The 23,634-nt window shown below is 46.4% G+C and carries 28 protein-coding genes; 26 read left to right on the forward strand and 2 right to left on the reverse strand.

Annotated elements, in window-relative coordinates; genetic code table 11:
- The first annotated feature begins 1 nt into the window (after nucleotide 1).
- From J3L18_RS09715 to J3L18_RS09825, 23 genes are all read left to right on the forward strand, one after another.
- Nucleotides 2-283 (forward strand): hypothetical protein, encoded by a 282-nt coding sequence (locus J3L18_RS09715; protein WP_129569913.1) that lies wholly within the window; start codon nucleotides 2-4, stop codon nucleotides 281-283.
- Nucleotides 284-287: 4 nt separating this feature from the next.
- The gene (locus J3L18_RS09720) at nucleotides 288-650 is read left to right on the forward strand and encodes a hypothetical protein (protein ID WP_129569914.1); all 363 of its coding nucleotides are present in this window, start codon (nucleotides 288-290) and stop codon (nucleotides 648-650) included.
- A gap of 463 nt (nucleotides 651-1,113) precedes the next feature.
- The gene (locus J3L18_RS09725; RefSeq protein WP_129569915.1) at nucleotides 1,114-1,413 is read left to right on the forward strand and encodes a hypothetical protein; all 300 of its coding nucleotides are present in this window, start codon (nucleotides 1,114-1,116) and stop codon (nucleotides 1,411-1,413) included.
- Between the two features lie 69 nt (nucleotides 1,414-1,482).
- A complete protein-coding gene (locus J3L18_RS09730; protein ID WP_129569916.1) occupies nucleotides 1,483-2,019 on the forward strand; it encodes a hypothetical protein in 537 nt (178 codons plus the stop codon).
- A gap of 134 nt (nucleotides 2,020-2,153) precedes the next feature.
- On the forward strand, nucleotides 2,154-2,591 hold the full coding sequence (locus tag J3L18_RS09735) for a hypothetical protein (protein WP_129569917.1): 438 nt from the start codon (nucleotides 2,154-2,156) through the stop codon (nucleotides 2,589-2,591).
- A 77-nt stretch (nucleotides 2,592-2,668) separates the two neighbouring features.
- A complete protein-coding gene (locus tag J3L18_RS09740) occupies nucleotides 2,669-4,069 on the forward strand; it encodes a S49 family peptidase (protein ID WP_129569918.1) in 1,401 nt (466 codons plus the stop codon).
- A gap of 59 nt (nucleotides 4,070-4,128) precedes the next feature.
- Nucleotides 4,129-5,208: a hypothetical protein gene (locus J3L18_RS09745; RefSeq protein WP_129569919.1), complete on the forward strand. Its 1,080-nt coding sequence runs from the start codon at nucleotides 4,129-4,131 to the stop codon at nucleotides 5,206-5,208.
- A gap of 84 nt (nucleotides 5,209-5,292) precedes the next feature.
- Nucleotides 5,293-5,673: a hypothetical protein gene (locus J3L18_RS09750; protein ID WP_129569920.1), complete on the forward strand. Its 381-nt coding sequence runs from the start codon at nucleotides 5,293-5,295 to the stop codon at nucleotides 5,671-5,673.
- Nucleotides 5,674-5,711: 38 nt separating this feature from the next.
- On the forward strand, nucleotides 5,712-6,254 hold the full coding sequence (locus tag J3L18_RS09755; protein WP_129569921.1) for a hypothetical protein: 543 nt from the start codon (nucleotides 5,712-5,714) through the stop codon (nucleotides 6,252-6,254).
- A gap of 65 nt (nucleotides 6,255-6,319) precedes the next feature.
- On the forward strand, nucleotides 6,320-6,535 hold the full coding sequence (locus J3L18_RS09760) for a hypothetical protein (RefSeq protein ID WP_129569922.1): 216 nt from the start codon (nucleotides 6,320-6,322) through the stop codon (nucleotides 6,533-6,535).
- Between the two features lie 127 nt (nucleotides 6,536-6,662).
- A complete protein-coding gene (locus tag J3L18_RS09765; RefSeq protein ID WP_129569923.1) occupies nucleotides 6,663-7,415 on the forward strand; it encodes a hypothetical protein in 753 nt (250 codons plus the stop codon).
- Complete coding sequence (locus tag J3L18_RS09770) at nucleotides 7,412-8,038, forward strand: hypothetical protein (protein WP_129569924.1); 627 nt, start codon at nucleotides 7,412-7,414, stop codon at nucleotides 8,036-8,038. Before J3L18_RS09765 ends, J3L18_RS09770 begins: the two co-directional genes overlap by 4 nt.
- Entirely contained in the window at nucleotides 8,025-9,698 is a 1,674-nt protein-coding gene (locus J3L18_RS09775) for a hypothetical protein (protein ID WP_129569925.1), read from the forward strand. Before J3L18_RS09770 ends, J3L18_RS09775 begins: the two co-directional genes overlap by 14 nt.
- A gap of 233 nt (nucleotides 9,699-9,931) precedes the next feature.
- Nucleotides 9,932-10,120: a hypothetical protein gene (locus tag J3L18_RS09780; RefSeq protein WP_129569926.1), complete on the forward strand. Its 189-nt coding sequence runs from the start codon at nucleotides 9,932-9,934 to the stop codon at nucleotides 10,118-10,120.
- A gap of 44 nt (nucleotides 10,121-10,164) precedes the next feature.
- Nucleotides 10,165-10,470 (forward strand): hypothetical protein, encoded by a 306-nt coding sequence (locus tag J3L18_RS09785; RefSeq protein ID WP_129569927.1) that lies wholly within the window; start codon nucleotides 10,165-10,167, stop codon nucleotides 10,468-10,470.
- On the forward strand, nucleotides 10,467-11,810 hold the full coding sequence (locus tag J3L18_RS09790) for a hypothetical protein (protein WP_129569928.1): 1,344 nt from the start codon (nucleotides 10,467-10,469) through the stop codon (nucleotides 11,808-11,810). The genes J3L18_RS09785 and J3L18_RS09790 overlap by 4 nt, the downstream gene beginning before the upstream one ends.
- Nucleotides 11,810-12,805, forward strand: coding sequence for a DUF6712 family protein (locus J3L18_RS09795; protein ID WP_129569929.1), 996 nt, complete (start codon nucleotides 11,810-11,812; stop codon nucleotides 12,803-12,805). The genes J3L18_RS09790 and J3L18_RS09795 overlap by 1 nt, the downstream gene beginning before the upstream one ends.
- Nucleotides 12,799-13,356 (forward strand): N-acetylmuramidase family protein, encoded by a 558-nt coding sequence (locus J3L18_RS09800; protein ID WP_129569930.1) that lies wholly within the window; start codon nucleotides 12,799-12,801, stop codon nucleotides 13,354-13,356. The genes J3L18_RS09795 and J3L18_RS09800 overlap by 7 nt, the downstream gene beginning before the upstream one ends.
- 4 nt (nucleotides 13,357-13,360) lie before the next feature.
- Entirely contained in the window at nucleotides 13,361-13,711 is a 351-nt protein-coding gene (locus J3L18_RS09805) for a hypothetical protein (RefSeq protein WP_129569931.1), read from the forward strand.
- A gap of 10 nt (nucleotides 13,712-13,721) precedes the next feature.
- Nucleotides 13,722-13,934, forward strand: coding sequence for a hypothetical protein (locus tag J3L18_RS09810; RefSeq protein WP_129569932.1), 213 nt, complete (start codon nucleotides 13,722-13,724; stop codon nucleotides 13,932-13,934).
- A gap of 1 nt (nucleotide 13,935) precedes the next feature.
- Nucleotides 13,936-14,391, forward strand: a complete 456-nt coding sequence (locus tag J3L18_RS09815) for a hypothetical protein (RefSeq protein WP_129569933.1) — start codon at nucleotides 13,936-13,938, stop codon at nucleotides 14,389-14,391.
- The gene (locus tag J3L18_RS09820; protein ID WP_129569934.1) at nucleotides 14,388-15,203 is read left to right on the forward strand and encodes a hypothetical protein; all 816 of its coding nucleotides are present in this window, start codon (nucleotides 14,388-14,390) and stop codon (nucleotides 15,201-15,203) included. The genes J3L18_RS09815 and J3L18_RS09820 overlap by 4 nt, the downstream gene beginning before the upstream one ends.
- Entirely contained in the window at nucleotides 15,203-15,718 is a 516-nt protein-coding gene (locus J3L18_RS09825; RefSeq protein ID WP_129569935.1) for a hypothetical protein, read from the forward strand. Before J3L18_RS09820 ends, J3L18_RS09825 begins: the two co-directional genes overlap by 1 nt.
- A 28-nt stretch (nucleotides 15,719-15,746) precedes the next feature.
- Here the strand turns inward: J3L18_RS09825 and J3L18_RS09830 are convergent, their stop codons facing one another.
- The gene (locus J3L18_RS09830) at nucleotides 15,747-16,031 is read right to left on the reverse strand and encodes a helix-turn-helix domain-containing protein (protein ID WP_129569936.1); all 285 of its coding nucleotides are present in this window, start codon (nucleotides 16,029-16,031) and stop codon (nucleotides 15,747-15,749) included.
- Between the two features lie 78 nt (nucleotides 16,032-16,109).
- Nucleotides 16,110-16,310, reverse strand: a complete 201-nt coding sequence (locus J3L18_RS09835; RefSeq protein ID WP_129569937.1) for a hypothetical protein — start codon at nucleotides 16,308-16,310, stop codon at nucleotides 16,110-16,112.
- 312 nt (nucleotides 16,311-16,622) lie between these two features.
- Between J3L18_RS09835 and J3L18_RS09840 the strand changes: the two genes are divergently transcribed.
- The 3 genes from J3L18_RS09840 to J3L18_RS09850 are packed head-to-tail and all read left to right on the forward strand — an operon-like array spanning nucleotide 16,623 to nucleotide 23,634.
- Complete coding sequence (locus tag J3L18_RS09840) at nucleotides 16,623-18,293, forward strand: hypothetical protein (RefSeq protein WP_129569938.1); 1,671 nt, start codon at nucleotides 16,623-16,625, stop codon at nucleotides 18,291-18,293.
- A complete protein-coding gene (locus J3L18_RS09845; protein ID WP_129569939.1) occupies nucleotides 18,283-19,239 on the forward strand; it encodes a phage baseplate protein in 957 nt (318 codons plus the stop codon). The genes J3L18_RS09840 and J3L18_RS09845 overlap by 11 nt, the downstream gene beginning before the upstream one ends.
- Before the next feature lie 12 nt (nucleotides 19,240-19,251).
- Nucleotides 19,252-23,634: a hypothetical protein gene (locus J3L18_RS09850; RefSeq protein WP_311085921.1), complete on the forward strand. Its 4,383-nt coding sequence runs from the start codon at nucleotides 19,252-19,254 to the stop codon at nucleotides 23,632-23,634.

Raw genomic sequence — 23,634 nt, forward strand, 5'->3', positions numbered from 1 at the left:
CATGAGTAACCAGGGCTTATTATTCAACGTGCCGGAGAAACTCATTTTCAAGGCCAATAAAAAGAAACCGGCCGATGTGGAGATCAACCGGATAAACCGGAAGGTGGCCCGGCGGCGCTACTACCTGCATAAGCAGTTACCGAATGAGTTTACAGTGTTTGCTGCCGAGCGCCGGATCAAATGCCAATACGAAAGCTTTATGGACATACCTGTCGGCCCGCGGTGGTATGTAAGCGAACTGATCAAAATGGGCTACGAAATACAGTTTAAACTTAATTTTTAATTATATGAGCGAGATCAACAAAAGAGCATTCACAACAATCATCCCAGGGCACCACTATCAGGTACCGGTTTACGAAGTAGCACCCAACATCGGTATCCAGGCAACCGGCGAAATGTGGGATATCGGCTTTGTAAGGGGCAGTAAAGTGATCAACGAAAACCGGGAGCCCGCACTGGAAGGTACATTGCATGAACACCTGGTTACCGTAATGATTGAAGACCTGAAGCTAAAGCACGCCGAATTTCCGTCGAAAGAAACTGCCTGCGCTATCACAAACCTTGAACAGGCCCGCCAATGGATGGAAGAGCGCGAAAAGGCCCGCGCTGCCCAGGGCGTGTTAGGCACCTATCAACCGCATAAATATTGACAAGTATGCCCCTATAAAATAAGAGCCCCGAAAGGGGCTTTTTTATTTTATAAAAATAAAGACTACCAAGTTTGTAGGCAATCAGCTTTTTTCCTGAAAACCACCCAAAATGCCGGTTTCACTCCAACAGCTCCAATAAAATAGCCCCTGTTTCCAATCAAATTGGAAATTTGCTACTGTGCCGTTTTTTATACAAAAGTGCGTTTTTAGCCAAAAAACAGGGGTATAGAGAGAAAAACGTAAAAGCTGATAAAAAAGTAAAAAAGCACTCCAATCGCTCCAACAGCTCCAATAATAATAAAAAAGTTTGTTTTTAATATATATAAGGCACTTTTTACCTGTTAAAAGCTGTTGGAGTAAATTGGAACTGTTGGAACTGTTGGAGTGTTGGAGTGAAAAATCATAAAAAAGGGTGTGCCCTCGGTTTCCGAAAAAAAAACTTGAAATTTGATACCCTAAAAGCATGGAATCAACGCAAACAGGAACCAGCGGAGCGCCCACTTGGTGGACGTACCTGCAATATAATTTCCGGGATAAAACCAGGATTTGTCATATGGCTGTGGTCACCTGCCAGGGCGGGCCTTATTATTTCTTTTCGTTTAAAAAATACACACCCGCGTCCCTGGTTAAAAAGGATGGCCTTTGGTACGATGGATTAGTCCCGATTGCCGATAGGTTTAACGCTTCATTGCTTCAGGCATTAGCCGCCGCCATTGATGCCGGTACATACGGCGACAACTATACGCCTGATGCAGCCGTTTAAAGGGTGTTTTTAGGGTATTTTTTTTGTTATAATTAAAATTTACCTTTAAGCAGCTAATTAATTGGACTCATGGATGTAACCCTGCACATACCTGTACGCAGGTATGTATTTAAGTACTGCAAAACCTTATTTGGCGATCCCTGGCGCTTAACTACCAGGCATAAAGAAGGCATCGTTTTACACGCTATGTTAAAGCGGATGCCCCATCGGTATGAAAAGTACCATCGCGATGACGAAATACTATCGCTTCAAATCCCTGCAAAAATTGTCTGCCAAAAAGGTGTTTACCTCACCCAGGAAGATATCGATGCTTTTAACGACTATATCAAACAGGTAATACTGGATGAAATATTTCAATTTCATACGGCTATCCAGTCTCGTGTAGGTCTAAAAGCAATCGACAAAGTTTCGGTTAACCAATACATGGCAGATAAGCGGGTACGATTGATCCGTTTGCAGCCAGCCGAGGCTACTAAATTCTTTTGGCAAAAGCAGATCATAACCGACATTTTGAGCAAGTATGACATCACCGAAGACGATTTAAGCAGCGATTCAGTGGTAAAACACTTGCAGCGATATAGCTCTGCACGCTATTTAGCCTCATAATGAGTTAGTTGCAAATGTTTTTACCTTTTTGTCCTCTGCCTGACAGCCTTAACCCGGCTGCCAGGCTTTTTTTTGCGTCAAAGTTTCGTTTACGTGTCCTTTATCTGCCCCTCTTATGCCCGCAACTTAAGGGCATGGAAATTATCACCAACAATCAGGACGACAACATTGGCGGCATTGCTACGCTCCGTTTCGCCCCGGGCTATTTCTTCAGCTCGTTAAACCCGCTAACCTTCAATACCGGTTACGATTGGATCACCGTAGAGGTAACGACCGAAAGCGTAAGCTTCACCGAAAAAGCTTCGGACAGCGTTAACCTCACCTACCAGGATACGCAGATCAGTTACACCCTGCCTAAAATCCGTCCCGAAGTACATACCATATTAAATAAGTATCGCGGGCAGCGCTGCATAGTGGAGTGTGAGGATAATAACGGTTACCTGCGCCGCGCCGGCATAACCGGTTTGCTTACACTGCTTGATCAAAGCGCATCAGGTCAGCAAGCAGCCGACGTCAATGGTTACGGCATCACCTTCGCGGGCCAGCAACTACAACCGGCTATTTTCATATAACCGCGCCCTTTTTCCTGTCCTTTATAGGGCTCCCCATCGCCCCGAACATTGGATCACGCTATCGCGGTACGTATCCAATGATCAATGAACTAATCGTAAATGAAATTTTATTAAGCCCCCTGTGCATCGAACCCCACTTTGCACAGGCGTTGGCTATGTCGCATTTATTGTCGTTTAGCCAGCCGAAATCTTCAGCCGCTCCCGGCTACATAAAATACTACACCGTAAACGCCGCCACCGGCAAACAGCAGACAGCGCCGCAACCCGGCGCCGTTGGCATTGTGGTGATCGAGGGCGCTATCGTTAGCGCCTCTGATCCCTGGTATGGCTTAAAAGGTACGCTCGAGGCCGCACAGGAATTGCAGGCGTTTGAGGCCGATCCTAATATCATCGGTACGGTACTGGTGCTCGAGAGCGGCGGCGGGGCCGTTTACGCTATCAAGCCTATTGCCGATGTAATGAACCAGCTTACTAAGCCGGTGGTTACCTACAGCCGCACCATTTTGGCCAGTGCAGCCTATCGCATCGCTGCTAATACCGATTACATCCTGATGTATCATCAGCATGGCATTGTTGGCAGCCTGGGCACAATGGCCAGCTTCAGCGACATGCAACCCATGTTTGAAAAATGGGGCATGAAGTTCAACGAGTATTACGCCTCAGCTTCCGTCCTTAAAAACAAAACCTACAACGACGCCAAAAACGGCGACGGTAAAGCACTGATCGAAAAAGTGCTTAACCCGATGAACGACCAGTTTATCGGCGATATCAAAAGTTTACGGGGCGATAAGCTCGACGCTAAAACCCCTGCCATTTACCAGGGCGAAACCTTCATGGCTTCCCCACAAGCGATAAGCCTCGGCCTGATCGACGCGCTCGGCAACCTCTCGGATGCCATAGCAATGGTTTCGGCCCTGGCAAATGGCGATACCTCATCCAGCATCAATTCAACTCACACCAAATCAAATAATCCAATGTGGTCAATTAAAAACAAATTTTCGGCACTTGCCGGCATGTCCGGTTTAGCTACCGAACAGGTAACAGCGGCTCATGTCGAGGCTGTTAACAAAGAAATAGCGGAGCAAAAAATCCCGGGTGTAACCCTTGCATTAGACAGCGATTTATCTGCCGCAGATGACGCCGTTAGTGCAAACGCCTCGGCCTTAACCGCTTTAAACGCCGTTTTAGGCAAAGGCAACGAAAAGCAAACCCTTGCTGAAGCCGTAACCGCAGTTACTGCCTTAAACCTTACCGCTACCGAGGCTACCGCCGAAATCGTGGCTTTGAAAGCCGATCGCGACCAATGGAAAGCTAAAGCGGTTTCATACGGCGCCAAACCTGATGCAGAGCCAACAGGCGGCAAAAAGGACGGTACAGACGTGATTGAGCAAACCAACGCTAAACCAAGCTTCTACAGCGAAGCCGATGCAGAGCTCGACGCCATTCGCGCCAAAATGCCAAAAATGCCGGCTAAATAAGGCCAACGCCCCACTAATCAGACTATCAACAAGTTTTTAATACCCCTAAAAATTTAACCATGCCTAACCCTACCAACAATGTGGCCGCGCTTGAAACCTACGCGGGCACATACAGCCAGGCGCTTATCGGCGGATTACTTAACGGCCTGGACATTGCCCAGGACATTTATGTAATGCGCAATGTGCGCGGCCCGGTAAACCTTACCAAACTGACTATCACCAAAGGCATCCGTCCGTTGGATTTATCCATTGATGACGTAGATGAAACCGGCCGCGTTTGGAGCGGTCGTAAAATTTCGGTTCAACCCGCAATGAAAGTGTTTAAAGTGATTCCTGATGAATTGCTGAAAACATGGATGAGCGAGATGCTCGATATCAACGCCATCCAGGAGCCTTTCGCGCAATGGTGCTGGAACCAGGAATTTGCTACCGTTGCCGAAGAGATCAACGAAAGCGTTTTTTATGCCGAATATCACGCTGATGCGGCCGCGTTTAACGCCGGTACAGTTTATAATGCCGGCGATGTAATTGTTTTTACCGACAAAAACTTTTACAAAGCCAACGCCACTACCACCGCGGGTCAGTCGCCATCTACTACCCCTGCAAAATGGGATAATATCAACGCGTCTGCCATTTGCGACGGTTTAGGTACCATCATCAAAGATGAGATCACCGGCGGCGGCATAGCAGCTGATCACATCATAGCTACCAACACCTTCAGCACTACCAACGCGGTAGCTGAGCTGCGCAAATTATACCTGGGCGCACCGGTAAAATTCCGCAGCAAAAAGGCCATCATGTACATAAGCCCGGCGGTAATGGAAATGTACCGTACCGACTATGATACCCGCTATGGTAAAGGCAATAGCATCAACGACAATACCGAGGATGCACCGGTAATTTACCTGAAGGGTACCCAACAGCGTGTATTGCTGAAGGAATGTACCTGGATGGGCGACAGCCAGCGCGTGATCTACACGTTCGATAAAAACCTGGTGATGGCGACTGATCAGTTAGACGCCGCTAACAGCATCGGCAAGATGATCCCGATCCTGCACGGTTACAAAGCTGTAATGAAATACCTGATCGGCTTCCAAATTCAGGATCTCGAAGTATTGTACGTGAACGACAAACTTTAAACTTTTCTCCTAAACCATAACACCGGGGTGGCCGCAAACGCTGCCGCCCCTTTTTGCAACAATTAACCCTTAAACACCATAGTCATGGATAAAAAAGAACTTTTAAGCGCCAAAGCATTACAGGACGCTTTAGCCGCTGCCAAAGGTGACCCCGACAAAATCGTGCAGATCACCACAAACGCAATCGCCGCACTGGCTAACCAGGAAAACAATGTTGAATCGGCCACACAGGTGATCAACGAGCTTCAGACGGCCAATGAGCGCCAAAAAAAGGCAGATAAAAATTATCGCCCTGAAGTAGCCATCAAAAACGATGTATACCGCGTGGTACATGGCATCACCGTTCACAAGGATGGTGCCGTGAAAGTGCTGGGCATAGATGAGATTGCCGGTGATCAAAAGCTGATTTTGGCACTTGTTAAAGAAGGCTCAACGGCTATAAAACAGCTGCCCAAAGCCGACTAAGTGAATTAACCCGATTTTTTACCCCTATTATAATAACAATGGATTTAACTACTGATGTGTTATTCGCCGATGGGCAGGATAACATGGCCGGTTTAACAAGGCGGTTGTTTTTAGCTTTTGCAAGCTCCTTCACAACCTTATCTACACCCGCTGCCAATCCTACAACCTACGCAGGCCGCGTAACAATCGCTGATGATCACGTTTTGGCCACAGGTAAAAAAGTTATCGAAGTGTACATCATGTACGACAAATCGATGCTTGAATCACCATCCGTAGGTGGCCGTAAAGGAAAAAGCTGGAAACCGAAAATCACGGCTTTTGCTCCAGGTACCGATATGGATACTACCGGCTTACTGGATACTATCAAAAATGCCGATTTGATTGGTTTTGCTGAACCGCAGGAAGACGCAGCCTATTACCTACAGGTGGGCACCAAGAAACTGCCGCTTAGCCTGGTTAACGGATCATGGAAAAGCGGTACCGGCCCTGAAGGCGAAAAAGGCATCACCTTTGAACTGGAAGCACCGAGCCAACGCCCTGTTTACTTCTACACCGGTGACCTGCCTCGCGTAGGCGCTTAACCTCATCCCCTGCCATAAGGCTGGGGCTTTTAATTAACTGATTTTTTCATTTAATAACCATAACAATGGACGCTCCAAAATTTGAACTAAACCCGGAGGTAGCTAAAAACTACAATGTGGTCGATGGATGCCCACCGGTATTTGAAAACCCAGTGCACGGCACCATCGATATCCGCACGGTATCAACCTCAACTGTTGACGCCCTGATCAAGGCCGGCAACAATAAATTTTCGGTAAAAGCTTTAGTAGCCGCCAAAGGCAAGGCCGATGCCGCCGCTTAATAAGCTAATTAGTTAATGTTTTCATAAGTAGATTTAGTTGTAAATCCCCCGGGGCGCGAGGCTTCCGGGGGATTTTTGTTTGTTAACTGTCCTTTATTAAAAATACCGCAGCGCCCTTTTTTGGGGCATGTTTGAAGCGATACGAAACTGGCTAAATAACGGCCGCAACTACCAGGAAGGGCTAAGCATTTATTGCCATTACGGCGATAATGATTTTCTCAAATCCATGCTCCAACGGAGCGAAACCCCATACAATCGGCAAAAACTTAGCGATCTGCTTACGGAGCTGATGGAAGGCGCTGCACCTGGTAACATCGCAGATCAGAGCGATGATCATCCCTCGCAAAAAAATGAGGTGCCGGATCTGATTGATCCGCCTGCAGCATCGCAAAATAACGCGGTGCAGGCCTTGGTATCACCGGTAACACCGCAAAAAAATGCGGTGCAAGCAGCTACTAACCCCGCCGAACTGCCGGCAGTGCTCAATGTTACCCGCCAACGCGATCAAACATTTGCCGAACTACGAGCCCTGCAACCTCATTTAGACACCACACCCGAAGGTGAGCCGCTCCGTATCCTGGCTACGCGCCTGGTTAAGTTGGCCAAAAAGAACGCCGAGTTATGGCAGCGCTACAACTACATGACCGAAACCGGCATCGATCCACACGCGCCGAAGCCGAAAGCTGAGCCAGTGAATATTGACCTTAACCTGGTTAATGAACGCGAAAATGTACGTAAAGCGCTGAATAAAGCCGAGCAGCGCCTCAAAAAGCAGGATAAACCCAAACAGAAAACGCTCGATCTGATCCAGCTTAAGCGCCAATTACTTGCCGATATCGACCTGAAGATCGCTAACATAAAAGCCGGAGGTAAGCCATGAGCGACACCGGATTAACCCCATTTAACGACAAACGCCGCGATGACGCACTCGACCGTATTTACAAAGCCTGGTTAGCGCACCGGATTGAGGAGGATTTAAGCCTTCAGGATCTTTGGATACTCGAGCGTATGGAGTTCATCGATGCGCGGTTAAGGTATGGCGGCAAAAGGGCTATTTATAAGAACCTGGTCGAAGATACTTACGAGTATTTTAAAGGTACTCATGGCATAACCAGGCGTACTATTGAAAGCGATATAGCACGTACACGTCGTTTTTTCCTGGTTACACGCCCACGCGCTGACAAAGAGTATGGACGCGGCATAGCCATCGAACAAGGCCGGCGAATGCTTGCCAAAATGGAGAAAGCCGAGAAATTTAAAGAGTGGGCGATGCTATACAAAGAGCTCAATCACCTCGAAGGCTTTTACGACAAGGATATCGACGTGCCTAACATGGCCGAAATTCAACCGCCGCCGCTTATGGTGGTTATGGATCCCGGGCAGATCGGCATTCCTGTCATCGATAACCTGGATGAAGAGATCCGCATTTTATCGATCCCGAAAAGCAAGCCCCGCAATGCTGATAACATAGAAGACGTGGAGGCTGAAGATGTTAGCGAATGATATTTACTACCATCCCGGGCAGCTGCGCTCTATTTTAGCCAGTACAAACACCGAATACATCGTTTGCGGTCGTGGTTGGGGCAAGTCTGAAGGCCCCGGCGCTCGCCGTACGGCCGATTGGGCTAACAACATGCCCCGGGCGTCGATAGGCATCGTCGGCGCTACTTACATGCAGTTGCTTGACCGTACGCTCCCGCCGCTCTTCCGCGCCTGGGAGCGCATCGGCTATAAACGAGGGGTACATTTTTGGCCACGCGTTAAACCGCCAAAAGAGCTCAAAATTCCGCTCCCTTACTATGCACCGGATACCGATCAAAATACCATTTACTGGTATAACGGGGCGTGTTTTAAACTGATCAGCCAGGACAGGCCTGGATCAGCCAACGGTACAACGCTCGACGCGCTGTATGGTGATGAGGCCAAATTGTTGAACAAAGTAAAATTCGACCTCGAGATCGACAAGGCTAACCGTGGTAACGTGCGTGAGTTTGGCGACTACGCCGGGCATCACGGCATATTGTTCATGACAGATATGCCCACAACGCCCGATGCCAAATGGATCCTCGAGAAAAAGAACGATCTGAACCTCGATATACTGAAGGGTGACAAGCTGATTAAAATGCAGGAATTGGTTCACCTGATCCAAAACTGGCAGCTGTACATCAATAAGCTTTACTATTTCCGTTACCAGGCTAAGGATAAAGAAACGGTCGATAAGTATTCGAGTCAAATCCGCTCAGCTGAGCGCAAGATCAACGAGCTCCGCAAAGAAACAGTTAACTACACGGCCGGGCCTTCCCTCGAAAACATTCACTTCCTGGGCCTCGACACGGTAAAGAAGTGGAAGCGTGATAACCTGGACGTCGACTTCCGTACCCAGGTGATGAATGAGCAGATATACATGGTGCCTGATTCATTCTATGCCCGGTTCGATGACGCGGTACACTGTACCCAGGATAACTATAACTATGGCTACATCGAAACCCAGGGCTTGTATCTACCCACCGGCCTGATCAAAGATAGCCGCATTGATGCGGATTGCATCAGCAATCAACCCCTTGATATTGGCATGGACGCTAATGCCTCTATCAATAGCTTGGTGATAGGTCAGGAGAAACCGGATCATTACCGCTTCCTTAAGAGCATGTTCGTTAAGAAGCCTAAGCTTATCCAGGATGTAATCGAAGACTTCTGCAAGTACTATGAGCATCACGCTTGCAAGGTGGTTAACTTCTACTATGACCACACCTTTAATCATGTCGATGCTACCCGTACCTACACCTACGCCGATGCGGTAACCGAGGTGCTGCGCAAACACAAATGGACTGTTAACCATTGCTACATCGGTCAGCAGCCCGGCCATAAGACACGCTATGACATGTGGGGCGCCGTATATGAGGGCACCGGTGAGCGGGTGATGCCGGTACGTTACAACCGCAATGGCTGTGCCCAGCTCATCATCGCAGTGCAATGCACCGGCAGCCGTGAAACCAGGAACGGGATCACTAAAGACAAGCGCCCCGAGTTACGCTCCGATGTTAACCAGGAAGACGCTCCCCACTTAACCGATGCCATGGACACCCTGTACATAGGCAAATACCAAACAACCCTGGGCTATGCCCTGCCTTCTCTCTCTGCTTTCTTCTCTGATGCTGCCTAACCCTGGGCAGCATCAAACCTAATCCCCTCAAACCTTAATGGCAGATATCGGGATCGAACGGGTGTGCGCAGCGCACTTTTTCGATAGTGCGTGTCGTGGTCAAACCTGTGACCGGGTGATTGCTAAAAAAAATATAAGGGGTTAAATGGTTTATTTTAAGCTTTTTAGCTTTTTTTCGCTTTCGGTGAGCTGTTTGTGATTTTAAAGCTCATTTTGTCGCCCTATTTTTGTGTATGGATAAAGATCACTGCATTAAATTTTTTAACGGTTCAGAATACATAGATCTGCTAACCGAAAAAAATGCGAGGGGGAATGATCCCTCTGATAAATTCATCCATCCCCGCACATCCGGCATCAACCTGGAAGAAATCCGCGCCCAACTTCAGGAGCTGCACCGCAGCAATATGAAGGTTATATCCTGATCCCTGTCCTTTATTAGATAGCCCTGTCCGGCCATGTTTGGAACATGGAAGGATTTATCTTTTTAAGCGATGTGCTCCGGATCATGGCCATGGTCGACGAGCAGGGAAACTTCATCCCGTTCAGCATCACATTCATTACCTGCAACCTTACCGAAGAAACTGGCGGCAAGCGGATGACCTGCGATAATGTCACCCTGGCCGGGCACCCGTTCGGCAAAAAGAACAGCCCCAAAAATGCCAATCACTGGATGAACGGCACCCGCAATATGCTCATTCCAGGCAGGCCGCGCCCTACAACTGTCCATAATGTACTGATAACCCGGTTCAACGGAGAAAGGGTGATCATATGACAGATGAACTACTGATCGAAGACAACGTCGCGCTAATGAGCGGCGTCGGTGTGGCTGTCCACATGGAGCCGGCCGCAAAGCCTACCAGCGGTACGGTTTCCGATATCAATTCGATGGGCGGGCCTTTTAAGGTAGCCTATTGGGGCGCTGATAACAATTTCCCCAATACTATCCGCGATATCCTGGCTAAAGATGCCGAGATGAAAGAGCTAATCAACTGGTGTGTTCGCTCATCAATGGGCAAAGGATTGGTTTGTTTGAACGAAATCGACAGGGATAACCAGGGCAATCCTATCTACGAGGCCATTAAAGACCGCGCTATAACAGACTGGTTTTACTCCAAACAAACCCGTAAATACTGCCTTGAGGCCTTTATCGACCTGTTTACCTACTTCAACGTATTCCCGGAAATGATCGTAACCAAAGATCGTTCCCGCATCTACAGTATCGCCACAAACGAGGCCATACACTGCCGTTGGGAGCTGATGGGCGATGACGGTCGGTTAAAAAACGTGATCCATAACAAAAACTGGCCTTACGTTAATCTCGAGGATACCTTTCAAACCACCCGAATACCAGCTATTGACCCTTACGATTACGATATCGTAAACAATGTCAAGTCCGATCCGAGCCAAAAGAAGTTTATATATCCCCTCAACTATCCCACCATTGGGTCTACCTATTACCAGGTAGCCCATTGGGATGGCTTGCGTGTGAGCGGTTGGCTTGATATCGCCGCCAAAATCCCCGAGTTTAAGATGGCTTTGCTTAAAAACCAAATGACCATCAAATACCTGATCCGAATCCCGAATGCTTACTGGCCATCAGTCTACAAAAATTGGGATAGACTGGACGAAAAAGCCCAGGCAGGTTTGAAAAAGGCAAAGCTTAAAGAAATCAACGATAGCCTGAGCGATGTAAAGAACGCCGGCAAATCGATACTTAACGAGGTCGGTATCGATCCGGTGACAAAAGAGAAAATCCCGGGATGGGAGATCGTGGTTATTGATGATAAAACCAAAGCCGGAGCGTTCCTGGAAGATTCAAGGGAAGCATCATCTCACAAGATGCGGGCGCTCGGTCTCGATCCGGTATTACCCGGCTCATTGCAAACCGGCAGCTCCATGGGGGCAGGTTCGGGATCAGACAAACAGGTTGCACAAAATATCAGTCTGTCAATGATCGACCCTTACCGCGATATCGTGCTCGATCCACTGCACTTCGCTGCTCAGTTCAACGGGCATTATGACCAATACCCTGGCTTTACCATCAAATTCCGCGATAGTATCATGGACACGGTGAACGGGCATAACCAAACTAAAACGGAGGGCCTTAGCTAATGAACCTGGTTAACAACATTAACGAAGTAAAAGCGATGTTTTCCAACATCGATAAGGACTATAACATCAATTCGCTGAAGTCATTTATCGATGATGCCGAAAAAAACATCCTGGTTAACTGGATCGGGCAGGCATTTTACGATAACATGGTTGCCGCTTACAACGCTCCGGGCATTACAGGCAAAAAAGCGGCTCTATTACCTTACCTGCAAAAGGCTGTCATTCATTTGGCATTATGGAAATCGGCCGATTCGGGCAGCTTCAGGATCAATGATGCCGGCTTTTATGTCACCGTTACCGCGACAAACAAACCGGTATCCGATAAAAAGCTCGAAAAGTTTGAGCTCGGCCGGCGCGAAGATGGTTACCGCGGCTTAGAGCAGGCCATCGCTTTCCTGGAAGGCAATATCGGCGAAGCTGATTTTTCGCTGTACGCCAACTCCGATGAGCGCCTGATCAACAAGGGCAATTTCATCAATAGCGCGGCCGAGTTCACCCGGTACTATACCATGATGGACGGGTCGGCATTTATGTTTTACAAACTACGTGTTGCCCTGGCCTTTGCCGAGCGGAAATTTATCATCCCTGTTTTGGGCGCTGCCTTTGCCGCCTCGCTTCAGGATAATATTTTCAGCAACTCGCTTACCCTGGCTCAAAAAAAGCTGATGCCCTATATCAACCGGGCATTAGCAAATTACACTATGGCTTACGGCGCGTCGGCCATCGGCTTACAGTTCGACGGATCAGGGATCATTGTACAAAGCCAACCGAGTACCGGCACATATGATGTGGCAGTGATGAAAACGGCGGCCACACCGGCGCAGCTTGCCCCGATGGTTACCGATGCCCTGTCAATGGCGCAAACCGAACTCCGTAACCTCGAAGATTATTTGATCGCAAACGCCGGCTCCCTGCCTGGCTTTGTCCCGCCAACCGATACCGGTGATGACCTCGATGTAAACGATCCTAACTCTCCAACTTATTTCGTATGCTAACAGAACATGACTATAAGGATGCGGCCGGCATAATAGGTTGCAGCGTTGCGGCGATCAAAGCGGTAAACGCTGTAGAGAGCGGCGGATCAGGTTTTTTGAAATCGGGAAAAATCAAACTTAAGTTTGAGGGCCACGTATTTCATAAGCTCACCAAAGGCCGGTTCGCGGCTCAATATCCTACGTTATCATATCCGGCCTGGACAGAAAAGTACAGTCAGTTTGGCGAAGACAGCTATACCCGCTTTAACCAGGCTTATATACTTGACTCCAATGCTGCTATGAAAGCCACGAGCTGGGGCGCGTTCCAGGTGATGGGATTCAATTATTCGAGCTGCGGATTTAAATCTGTTGAAGAGTTGGTCGACTACCTGAAGCGCGGCGAAAGCTACCAGTTAAAAGCCTTTTGCATGTACATCAAATCACAGGGACTTGCCGTCTACCTGCAAAAACAGCAATGGGCTTCTTTCGCCTACCGGTACAACGGTGCCGACTATAAAAAACACCATTATGACCTGCAATTACAGGCCGAGTTTGAAAAATTTAACCCCTAATATCATGATTAAAGATTCAACCATTTGGAAGCGGTTTATCGCTGAAACGCCTGATTTTTTCAAAAAAGTGCAGATCGTTTGTTTCATTTTACAGCTAATCATTAATTCCCTTGGGACGGTTGTACCGATAAACCATTTTGTAGCAACCTTCAATGATATTGCCCTGGGCGTTATTCTCATTAGTCAATTTGCTGTAAAGGACATCGCGATCATTCAAAACAGCCCCGACCCATTGAAAGCTGCTGTCGAGTTGATCCCCGAACTTATGGAGCAAAAGGAGGCTATAATAAAGTCATTAAAGCCGATGACAGACGAATATCCCGAGACACCGGTCGATAAACCCCAGGCCGCCTAACCCTAAAGCCATGTTAAAGCACATGTATAATTACCTGCAAGAAAAGCCGCTGGTCGGCATTATATCCGGCTTTGCAACGCTTGGTTTACGCGTGCAAACGCTGTTTACCGATGATCATATTTTAAAAATTGTTTCGGGCGTAGGCACCTGGGCCGGTGCTACGCTTGCGGTGTTCACCCTGGGCATCCGCATTTATGCAAGTTTCAAACGCAAATCACAATAAAATGAGTTTAAAATCAGTCCTGGGCAAAATAGTAGGCTTTATAGCAAAGCTGTTCGGAGCCATGCCCGCCGAAATCAAACGCGCTGTACATACCGGCGTTGTTGTAGTCGAGAACCTTAAAACGGCCATTGATTCGCCTTTTGCTGATATCTTAACGGCGCTTATCCCGGGCGGTATCGATGACCTGGTTAAGGATAAGATCAGGCAGGCGTTGCCGGTATTCCTGGTCGAACTGAAATTATTTGAGGGCACACTTAATTTAAGTGATCCCGAAGCCATCTGTCAGGCGGCAATAAAGTACATCAGTCAGCTTGATCCGGTGATCAAACCCGGTGTGTTGCATCAGCTCGCTATCCTCATCGCCCAGGTTGCGGCCGATGGAAAATTAAGTTGGAGCGATGCCGTATATGTGCTCGAGTATTATTATAAAAACGAGTATCAGCCATTAGCAGCATGAACCGCGCCGACATCCATATCAAAAGCAGCAAAGGCGCAACCCTGTATCGCGAAACGCATACAGCCCCCGCTTCCTGGGCAGAAATGACCAGGAAGCACTTAATCATTTGGGCGGCATCGTTGTCATCTAAGCTTACAATTGAACTCGCTTCGCGTATAATGGCCGCAATGCTTTACAGGATCCCGGAAAAATTATTCATTTGTATTCCCGATAACGCGGCTGATGACCTGGTTAAGTCTGTAAAATTTCTTTTCGGTAAAAACCTGCTCAGCAACTGGCTTATATCTTCCATTTGGCAGGGCGTGTTTAAATATCACGGCCCCAAAAACGGCCTTGCCAATGTCACCATTTATGAATTTGGGCTTTGTGAGCATTGCTATGATAAGTTTCAGCTTACTAAAAACCACGAGTACATTGATACGCTGATGGCTATTTTATACAGGCCGCGCAGGTTTTGGGGCATTGATGATGATATCCGGGTTAAACTAACCACGTTCGGTTACGTAAGGCGGGCAAAACGCTTTAAAAGTGTATCAATAGGTGTAAAAGTAGCCGTTCTGCTCAATTATGAAGGTTGCCGAAATGCGCTGCACCTCAAGTATAAAGAGGTGTTTACACCGGGTAAAAAGGCTAAAAAAGGCGCTGAAAAGCAACAAAAGCCCGAAATAACGCCATGGCCAAAGATTATTGAAGCCGGTGCCAACGACATTTTCGGCACCTTAGCCGACACCAAAACCAGTAACCTGCATGACTTTTTAAGCCGGTTAAACACCCGCAATAAGCTGCAAAAAGAATTGGAGGCAAACAAGTAATGAGAAAGTTTTATAAAGGCTATTTCGAGCAAAGCGCTACCGCAAACGTCGATATCGCGCACACGCCCGAATCAAAGGCGTTTTTTTACATTAAGGACATCTATAACCCTGATGAATTTGATAAAGCTATCCGCAACCTGGATAAAAACATCTGCTTTTTGTTGGAGAACCCCAGCACCAAAGGGCGCAGCGCAAATCGAAACAAGATCGACTACATCTACGGGCGTTTCGATATTGTGGGTTTAACCGAAAGCGGCGACAGTGCTACTATTGAAGCGATGCAGGATCAGTGCGAAGATATCGCCAACGAATTTTTAGCCAAAATGAGCGACCAGTTTTTGCAGGGCGGTCATATAACCGTCGATAATACCATATCGCCCAAAGTGTTTTTCCCCGAGCAGGAAACGACAATTGATCCTATCGGCCCTATCAGTACCAACTATTGGGGCGTTTCCGTAGGGTTTTACTGGAAAGTGCAGGGCAAGGGAAGCCCGACCGCCGGCAAATGGGTATAAAAAAAGCGCTACTTAAGCGCTTTTTTACTCAGTTTTTATTAACAGGGGGGAAACCTACTGGATTGTCACCATCTTTCGCCATGAGATCGATATGCATATCCAAACAACCTAAAATCGCTATAAACAGCCTGAAGCCAATATTTTGCTTTCCCGATTCAAACAACTGGATATATTGCTGAGATGTACCTGCCTTGTCGGCAATTTCTTTTTGAGTATATCCTAACTCTTTACGCCTATCTGCGCAGGCTTTACCAATAAGTTGCTGAGCAATGTCTGCAACCCCATAATTAAATTTATCGTTGTTTTTTGCCATGATTATGAAAATTAAAAAGGCCCGTTAGAGTGGGCCAATCTCCCCGTGAAAACTTCTCACGGTTAAAACACAGGTTCTTTATGCAGGGTAATAATCGTTAGTTAATTTTAAGAAATTTTGCCAATCATTACCGGTGTTGTTTAAGTTTTCGTTGAACTCTTCTTTGTTCATTTTTGTAGTGCGATATTTTCCAGATTCGGTTCTGATAGTAAATGTTCTTGCTGAATGATTTGCTTTTACATTGATTTCGCGGCCTGTAATTGTTTTGTAAGTTGTCATGATGTGAGAAGTTTTAATATCATCAGCTTCATTGCCTTTGATGAATCAAATATACATAATATACTATGTATTCAAAATTTATTTTCACTTTTTTTGATCATGCATCGCATAAAACTTTGGTGTTGGCCAACATCGGTTTTTTATGCGATGAAACCAGGTGCAGGATCCTATCGCATTTTTATCCGGTGCCGGCAGCTATCGCATAATCCTGCGTTACCAGATGCCCCCGCCTGCAGTACCGCAATTTCCTGCGATAACAGATCTGCATATGCTGTCCTTTATTAGACATCCCCGGCCGGGCAATTTCGTTTCATGCCCGGTATCACCATTCCCACATCCTTACCAGCCATCGCGTTTAGCAGAAACTACCTGCCTTTCGCGCCATTGTCCGACAATTACCAGGCGGCAGCGCCCGCTAAATCTGTCAACCGGCTCTCTTTTACCGGCGCTATTGTAGCCGACGCCGTAGTTAACCTGGTATGGACAGCAGCAGCCGCCGAGATGACCGCCAAAGCCGAGCCTGATGATAGCGGGCTGCAATTCCCTGCCGGCGACGGCGGCAACGACTATGTTACTTCCCTTGTCGATTGGTTTGCCGGAAACTATTTTATCCAGGAATATTATGCCGTTACCGTTGACCTTGCGGCCGCCCACCCGGCGCTCATCTTTACCGCGCTCGATGCCGGGCCCGATGGTGACATGAACCCTTTCGCAGTCGGAAACATACAGCTCACCATCGATACGGAGGGCGTAACCGAATTACCGCTCGAGGGTTTCGCGCATTATGTGAGCCTTTGGATCGCTAACGATGCCGGTACAGGTTTTAACCTGGCATACGAGGCAAATGTGCCGCTGGATGAAAACCCTGTTACCGGATTCAGCACTATCGATATCAGCAACGCGCTGGATGCTTTCCTTACTACCGACAAGCCTGTTTTCGCCAATAATTTTTTCAATTGCCCGGGCACGCTCAGGCAGTACTATGCCAAATACGCGCAGGTTTACGGCGCTGATCCGTCGATAAAGCGGGTTTACAAAACAGCGCCGGCATTTATCAACTTCGGTGGCCTCGATATCATGACCGAAAACGGTAAAACCATGACTGGTTACCTTCGCCCGGGCGGTAATAACGCCAATACGCTTTGCCTTAAACAGGGTAGCAAGGCCGTTTTAGTTCAAAAAGAGCAACCCGAATGGCTGTACTGGATCAACCTAACCGGTGCCGATATTGATATCCGGGTGCGCATCGAGTTGTTTTTTACCGATAATACGGGCGTCCCTTTTCTTTTAGGCGCAAAAACGGCGCTTGCCTATAACAAATATGCCGTTTGCGTGGGGTACAACTTCCTTAACCTCGATGCTTCCGTTCCTTCAGGCAAAACGCCGGCTTATTATACCGCTCGCATCGTTAGCAGTACCGGCTCGTATTTATCTGCGATATACACTTATACCCTCGATGTTTATCGCGAATGGCCGCGCTATTTCGTGTACCTCAATAGCCTGGGAGGCTATCAAACGCTTTATTGCTGGGGCAAAGGCCAGGATACCACATCCCGTACCGCCGATACGGGCGAAAGAAACGCCAACAATATCCAGGCGGCAAACAGCGGCAGGCTATTGGAAGCGAATATCAAGTTAAGCAATGGTACTAAAGTTAATACAGGGTATACCTCCAAACGGGCGATCCAACTGCTTAAAGATTTTTTAGCCAGCGAGGATAAGTATGTATATCAGGATGGCCGGCTTATCCCCATCGGCATCAAAGCCGATAGCCTGGATCAGCCGGCCGACGGTGCCAACCTCAATGCCGGTACCTTTGAATATTACCCGCTTTTTGATGAGGTAACCTATACTGACAATGCCGATCAGCCTGATGACACCCACAACAGCGGCGGCCTGATCCCGACATCAAATACCTATGATGCCATTTGGGACGATGACAATAACGACGATGATTTAGCCTACGACGACGATGACCTATAAATTACCAAAAACACGGCAGGCCGCGCTTATCCCGATATGCAAGCCCCTGTCCGACCTTCAGGCCGAAAACAAGATCTATTTTAAAGGGCAGTTGATCATGGTCGAACATGACGGGTTAACCGGCCTTAAACGCGGGGATTGGGATTGGTTAACACAGGCGCCTGAAGAAGCTACGCCCTTTAATGACCTGCCATGGCTTATTCCGTTTACAAACGGCGAATCAACTGTTGTACCGGTAAAGCTTCGCAACAGCACTACCGGCTATGATATCAGCACCGGCGAAGTAAAGTTTACACACCCTGCACTCGCCAATATTTCAAACCCCGTAGTAATCTGCACGCAAATAGGCGGCGAATTAAGGGATTCGGCCTTTACGCACGATGGCGCCGCAGGCACGCTTGTTATCCATGTCCTCGATTCGCTAAATGATGATGATCATGTATCGGTGATCGCAGCCACAAAAATGCCTTTATCAGATGTTGCCGCCGATCAGGAGGCCCGTATCGCCAAATTGGAGATATATGCCCAGCCCTTCAGTATTGCCGGCGGCGGCGGTATGATCCTTTGGATGCGGCCGGCAACCCAAATCCCGGCCGGTTGGCAGGAAGTAGAACTGATGCGAGGCATGATGGCCATGGGATGGAACCCGGATGACCCCGATTTTGATACCGTTTGGACGAAGTTCGGAGGTGCAAAAGACGTTACGATGGCGCCGGAAAATCTCATAGGACACGAGCATGACCAATATTTATCCGTTTCGGATATTCCACCATTTCCAGATGATACTCCAATTGAGGGCAATCGTTTTAAAAACGGAGGTGATCGCGGACTATACAAAAAGAAAATCGCGAAAACCAGTAAAACGGGTTCAGATACGCCTGAACCTATGAAAACACTCAATCCTTATCGTGTGGTCGTATTCATCGAGCCAAAACCAATTGCATAACCCTTTTTAATTATGAAATATATCTTAAACCTTTTACTCGTTTTATGCCTGGCAACAACTTTGCAGGCACAGCAAAAACCACCGTACGACCGTACGACAACCAACCAGGTAATGGCCGACCGCTCTACCTGGTCGCGTTATCACATGTCAATTCCTAAAGGCACTACACCGGGTTTTCCGTCTTACGTGCCTGATAGCCTTAAATGCGGGGCATTATATTATCGCACTACAGACACAACGCTATACGTTTACAACTGCGTTACTAACAAATGGGATAAGCAGCAAAAAGTAACCGTATCAAACAAAAGGGTTGATAGCGTTGCAAAAACCATTTTACCATTTGGCAAATCAGGCGAGACGTTAAAATTAACAGGCGATAATTTAAATACCTATAAAACACAGCCAGCGGTTACTTTTGGTAATTATGTTACTACTGCTACCGAGCTGGATAGTGCAAAAACAACTTACGTAAGCAATGCCACTATATATTCAACATTTAAACATATAGTTCACGGTGGGCGATCCGGTGATATTACTAACCAGTCTTTAAACGATACCTTATTGGTTAACCCCCAGCAGTCTAATTCATGGCTTTATGATACACCTGGAAACTTTTTTTACAACACCAACAATTCAGGAAGCCTCTTAGGGCTTGTTTCACCTAAAGCAGTTCCGTCATATACATTTAAAGCAACCTTATCGGCTAATGATGCAGATAATGACAGAGTGGGTCTAATAGCTGGATATACAGAAACGAGCAAACAGGTTATAAATAAAGCCTATGGCATGAGTTCAGGCGATTTCAACTGGCCGATAGATGTTACTTCCCATACTATACCAGAGCAATATACATTGACAGCAATCCGGAACCGGGACGATATCACGCAATCATTTGTTATTTGGTATAACTATAGAAAAACCAATCAAAAAATTATAGCGAATGGCAGTTCAATGCCGGGCTTATATAATACTACTGCGGGATGGTCGGGCGTGACAGTAGACCTACAGTTAATAATGCGTAACGATACTTTATATGCTTCAACAAGTAACTTCTCTGACGCTCCAGGCGGTAAGGGAGCATTAGCGTACACATTGGTAGTACCGCTTGCTTCGGATACTGTTTTAAATAAGTTTAGGGGATCAACCAGATATGGCTTTGCATCGCAGTCACAGGCCGCCGCTAAGTTTACCAACGTGTCATTTGCGGGGGCGGGGGTTAATGAGATATACGATCTTGCAAATAAAACAGTGTGGGTAGCCAATTCATCGGGTGTGTATACAATTGCACCTGGAAGGTCGCCATATAAAGAGATAACGCCGCAGAGCCTCGTTTTTAATCCGGCAACCAAAAAGCAGATTTATATTAATTCTGACAGCACGTTCACTGTACAAGGTGGGGTTAATCTCGACAGTGTTTATAATTCTAATACTTTCGCAAGTAAAGATTATGTTGATGCCGTAGTTGCTGGCAAGGCTGATACAGCAAATGTTGTGAAGCCATATAATTTATATACTGCGCCGGTAGGAAATATTTCCCCTTCAACAATTACTTACGATGGCGCTTATGATAAGGTACCGTTAGTAGGAAATGTTGAAGATAACCCAAATCTTATACTCCATAACTTTAACAGAGATGAGCATTTTAAAGATGTCTCAAAGTTTAAAGTAACCAATATTTCGGCCACATCTGCAACTGTAACTGCCTACAAAGGCGGTATAACAGTAGTGAAAAATGGTACGGGTGTCGCTTATATCTCCCTAAGCAATTTCATTAAAGCGGGAGCCGGATGCCTTGAGGTTTCTATCGATACAGCTTACGTTAGAGGCACAGGAACACGTGCCGAGATAAGGTATGGAATGATTAAAGATGGCAGCACTTCTGATAATTTTATTGGCAGCACGCTTGGCGGTAATATCGTTGGAACCGATAATAAAAATTACGCAATCATAAATGGGGTTTTAAATACCTCTACTAACAGCACTACGCCTGCTTTTTTTAACGGGAGCTCCTACACTTACTATTTTACGTTTAATAACGACTATATCAATGCTTACCGTAAAGATGCGTATGGTAACTACGTGTATGCTGGTCAAATGAATGTTGGATCATATATTAATTCAAATGACACCACCACGTTCAAAAATTGGAGATTTGCAATAGGCCTTAATTCTGACTATACAACGTCTACCACAATCCACATTAAATCAATAAAAGCTGGCTACTGGAAGGGTCTCGGGGCTTCGGATTATAATTTAGTTACCACTCTTAACGGATCGCCATATATCTCAAATGGTAAAGCATTTTTCAGCTCGACGGCTCACGGCTTCGGTGCTACAACGGGATTAGCTTATAATAACTCATGGGTACGTGTTATTGCGATGGATTTAGCTACCAGGCATATTGATAATTCGGGTATTATATTTAGGAAAAACGGGGCGAAGATATGCGGAGATTATAGCCCGCAGATTATTTACAATGACAGCACCAATACCTTTAGTTATTTCGTCGGTAATTATGCTGACAGCACAGTAATAGCCGGTAGCCTTAATAACCTAAAAACCATGTACCGGCATGGGATTAAGCAGAATATCCTACAGGGTGTTAATCTTATAGATAGCATGCAGGTATACGATCCATATCCCGGCGTTGGTACTTTGGATGCTTCGTTTGTACGTAAAAACGGCTATTGGTACGGAATATTGAGCAAAATAAATTCATCAACTGTTTCAGAACAGGTCAATATAGTAAAGACAAAAGACTTTGCCACCACCACAACCTTGTTTACCGAGGATACGCTTGTAAGGCGGGAGGGCAATAAGGTTGTTTTATTCGGCGGGAAGTCCTATTTTATGTCAACCGGGCTTAACACTAACTCTATTTATTATTATAATATCGACGGAAGCGGAGGCCGGTTAGGAACATTTGCCCCGCCGATTAACAATGGTGCATCGCCACCAATGCACCCGGCAATATTAGGTATTCAAAGCAATAACCAAACTCGATATTTTATCGTTGCCAATGATAATACCAAATATTTGACAACCGGCGGTACTTATACATATTCGCCAAATCTTTACGTGTTTCAAATTTCACAAAAACTATCGGGTATGGATTACCCGATGCGACCTTACCAAGTACAGACATCCGTCCCACAAACTACGTCTGATCAGTCTAATGCTGTACAGTCATTGGCGGACGTTGTCTCAAGGGGCAATATACTTAGCCATGATGGTATTAACTTTAATGGCGTAACCAATAGGGGGAGCCTATTATTAACACAAGCGGGTAATAATGTTCAGGCTATTCAAAGTCTATCCGGATCCAGCTCATTACGATCAGATATTCAAATTGGCCGTACTGCTACAGAACTTACAATTGGCGTTGCCGCCAGTGCTAATCAATACATAACAGGTACGGCTGCGGGGGATGTTGCATTTTATAGACAATCCGGGTCGGGTTCGTTTTATTTTAATTTAAACAATAATTCAGGGGCCAACGAAGTAGTTATAGGTAATGGACTTGTTACCTTTAATAGGGTTGTTAATCTTTCAACCCAAACAGCAAGTTCTATATTAGGAACAGATGCGAGTAAAAATATAACCACTTTAACAGCTTTGCCTAATGGCACAACAGCTACTACGCAAGCGGCAGGGGATAATAGTAATAAAATATCTACCGATGCTTTTGTTTTCGCTGAAAGATCTTCAGTAAATGCTATTGGAAATAAAACATTTTCAATTACAAATTCATATCAGGGAACCACCGGAACGACATTAGATAGTATGCGTTTTGCATCCGGCGGCAAAATGGTAGAAAAGGCTATTGTGGTTCAATCAGGTACGGGAATTTCGATAACACAAGCCGCAAACACAGTAACTTTTGCAAACGATACGGTATCAACATTACTTACTAAAGCTAATGGGTACACCCGGGCACAGTTACAGACAAAATTAAACAGCATTTTTGGAACTGTAAATACATGGTCAGCTTCTCAAATATTTAATGGAGCCTCTGTTTTCAATGGCGGTATTGGGGTTACTAATTCATTTGGGTATCAATTCAATGATAATTCCAGTTCTAATTACGGCACGCTAAATGTAGGGGCGCTATCTTCAAATGTTTTTTGGTATATGCCTACTTACGGTGGTAGTGTAGCTTTACGCGAAGATTTTCCTTCAGGTAGTTACTCAACATCTGCAACATCCCAAACAACGTTTACGGTAAGCATAGGAAGCACCCAAGCTAACACGACGTATAAAATAAATGTTACCCCTACTTCTTTATTAGCAGCAGCGCCATATTACGTAACTAATAAAACCACTACTACTTTTGACGTGGTATTTACTTCTGCAATAACCGGCACTGTGTCATTTGATTGGTCACTTTTTAAATAA

The sequence above is a fragment of the Mucilaginibacter gossypii genome (assembly GCF_017569325.2).
Lineage (GTDB): Bacteria > Bacteroidota > Bacteroidia > Sphingobacteriales > Sphingobacteriaceae > Mucilaginibacter > Mucilaginibacter gossypii.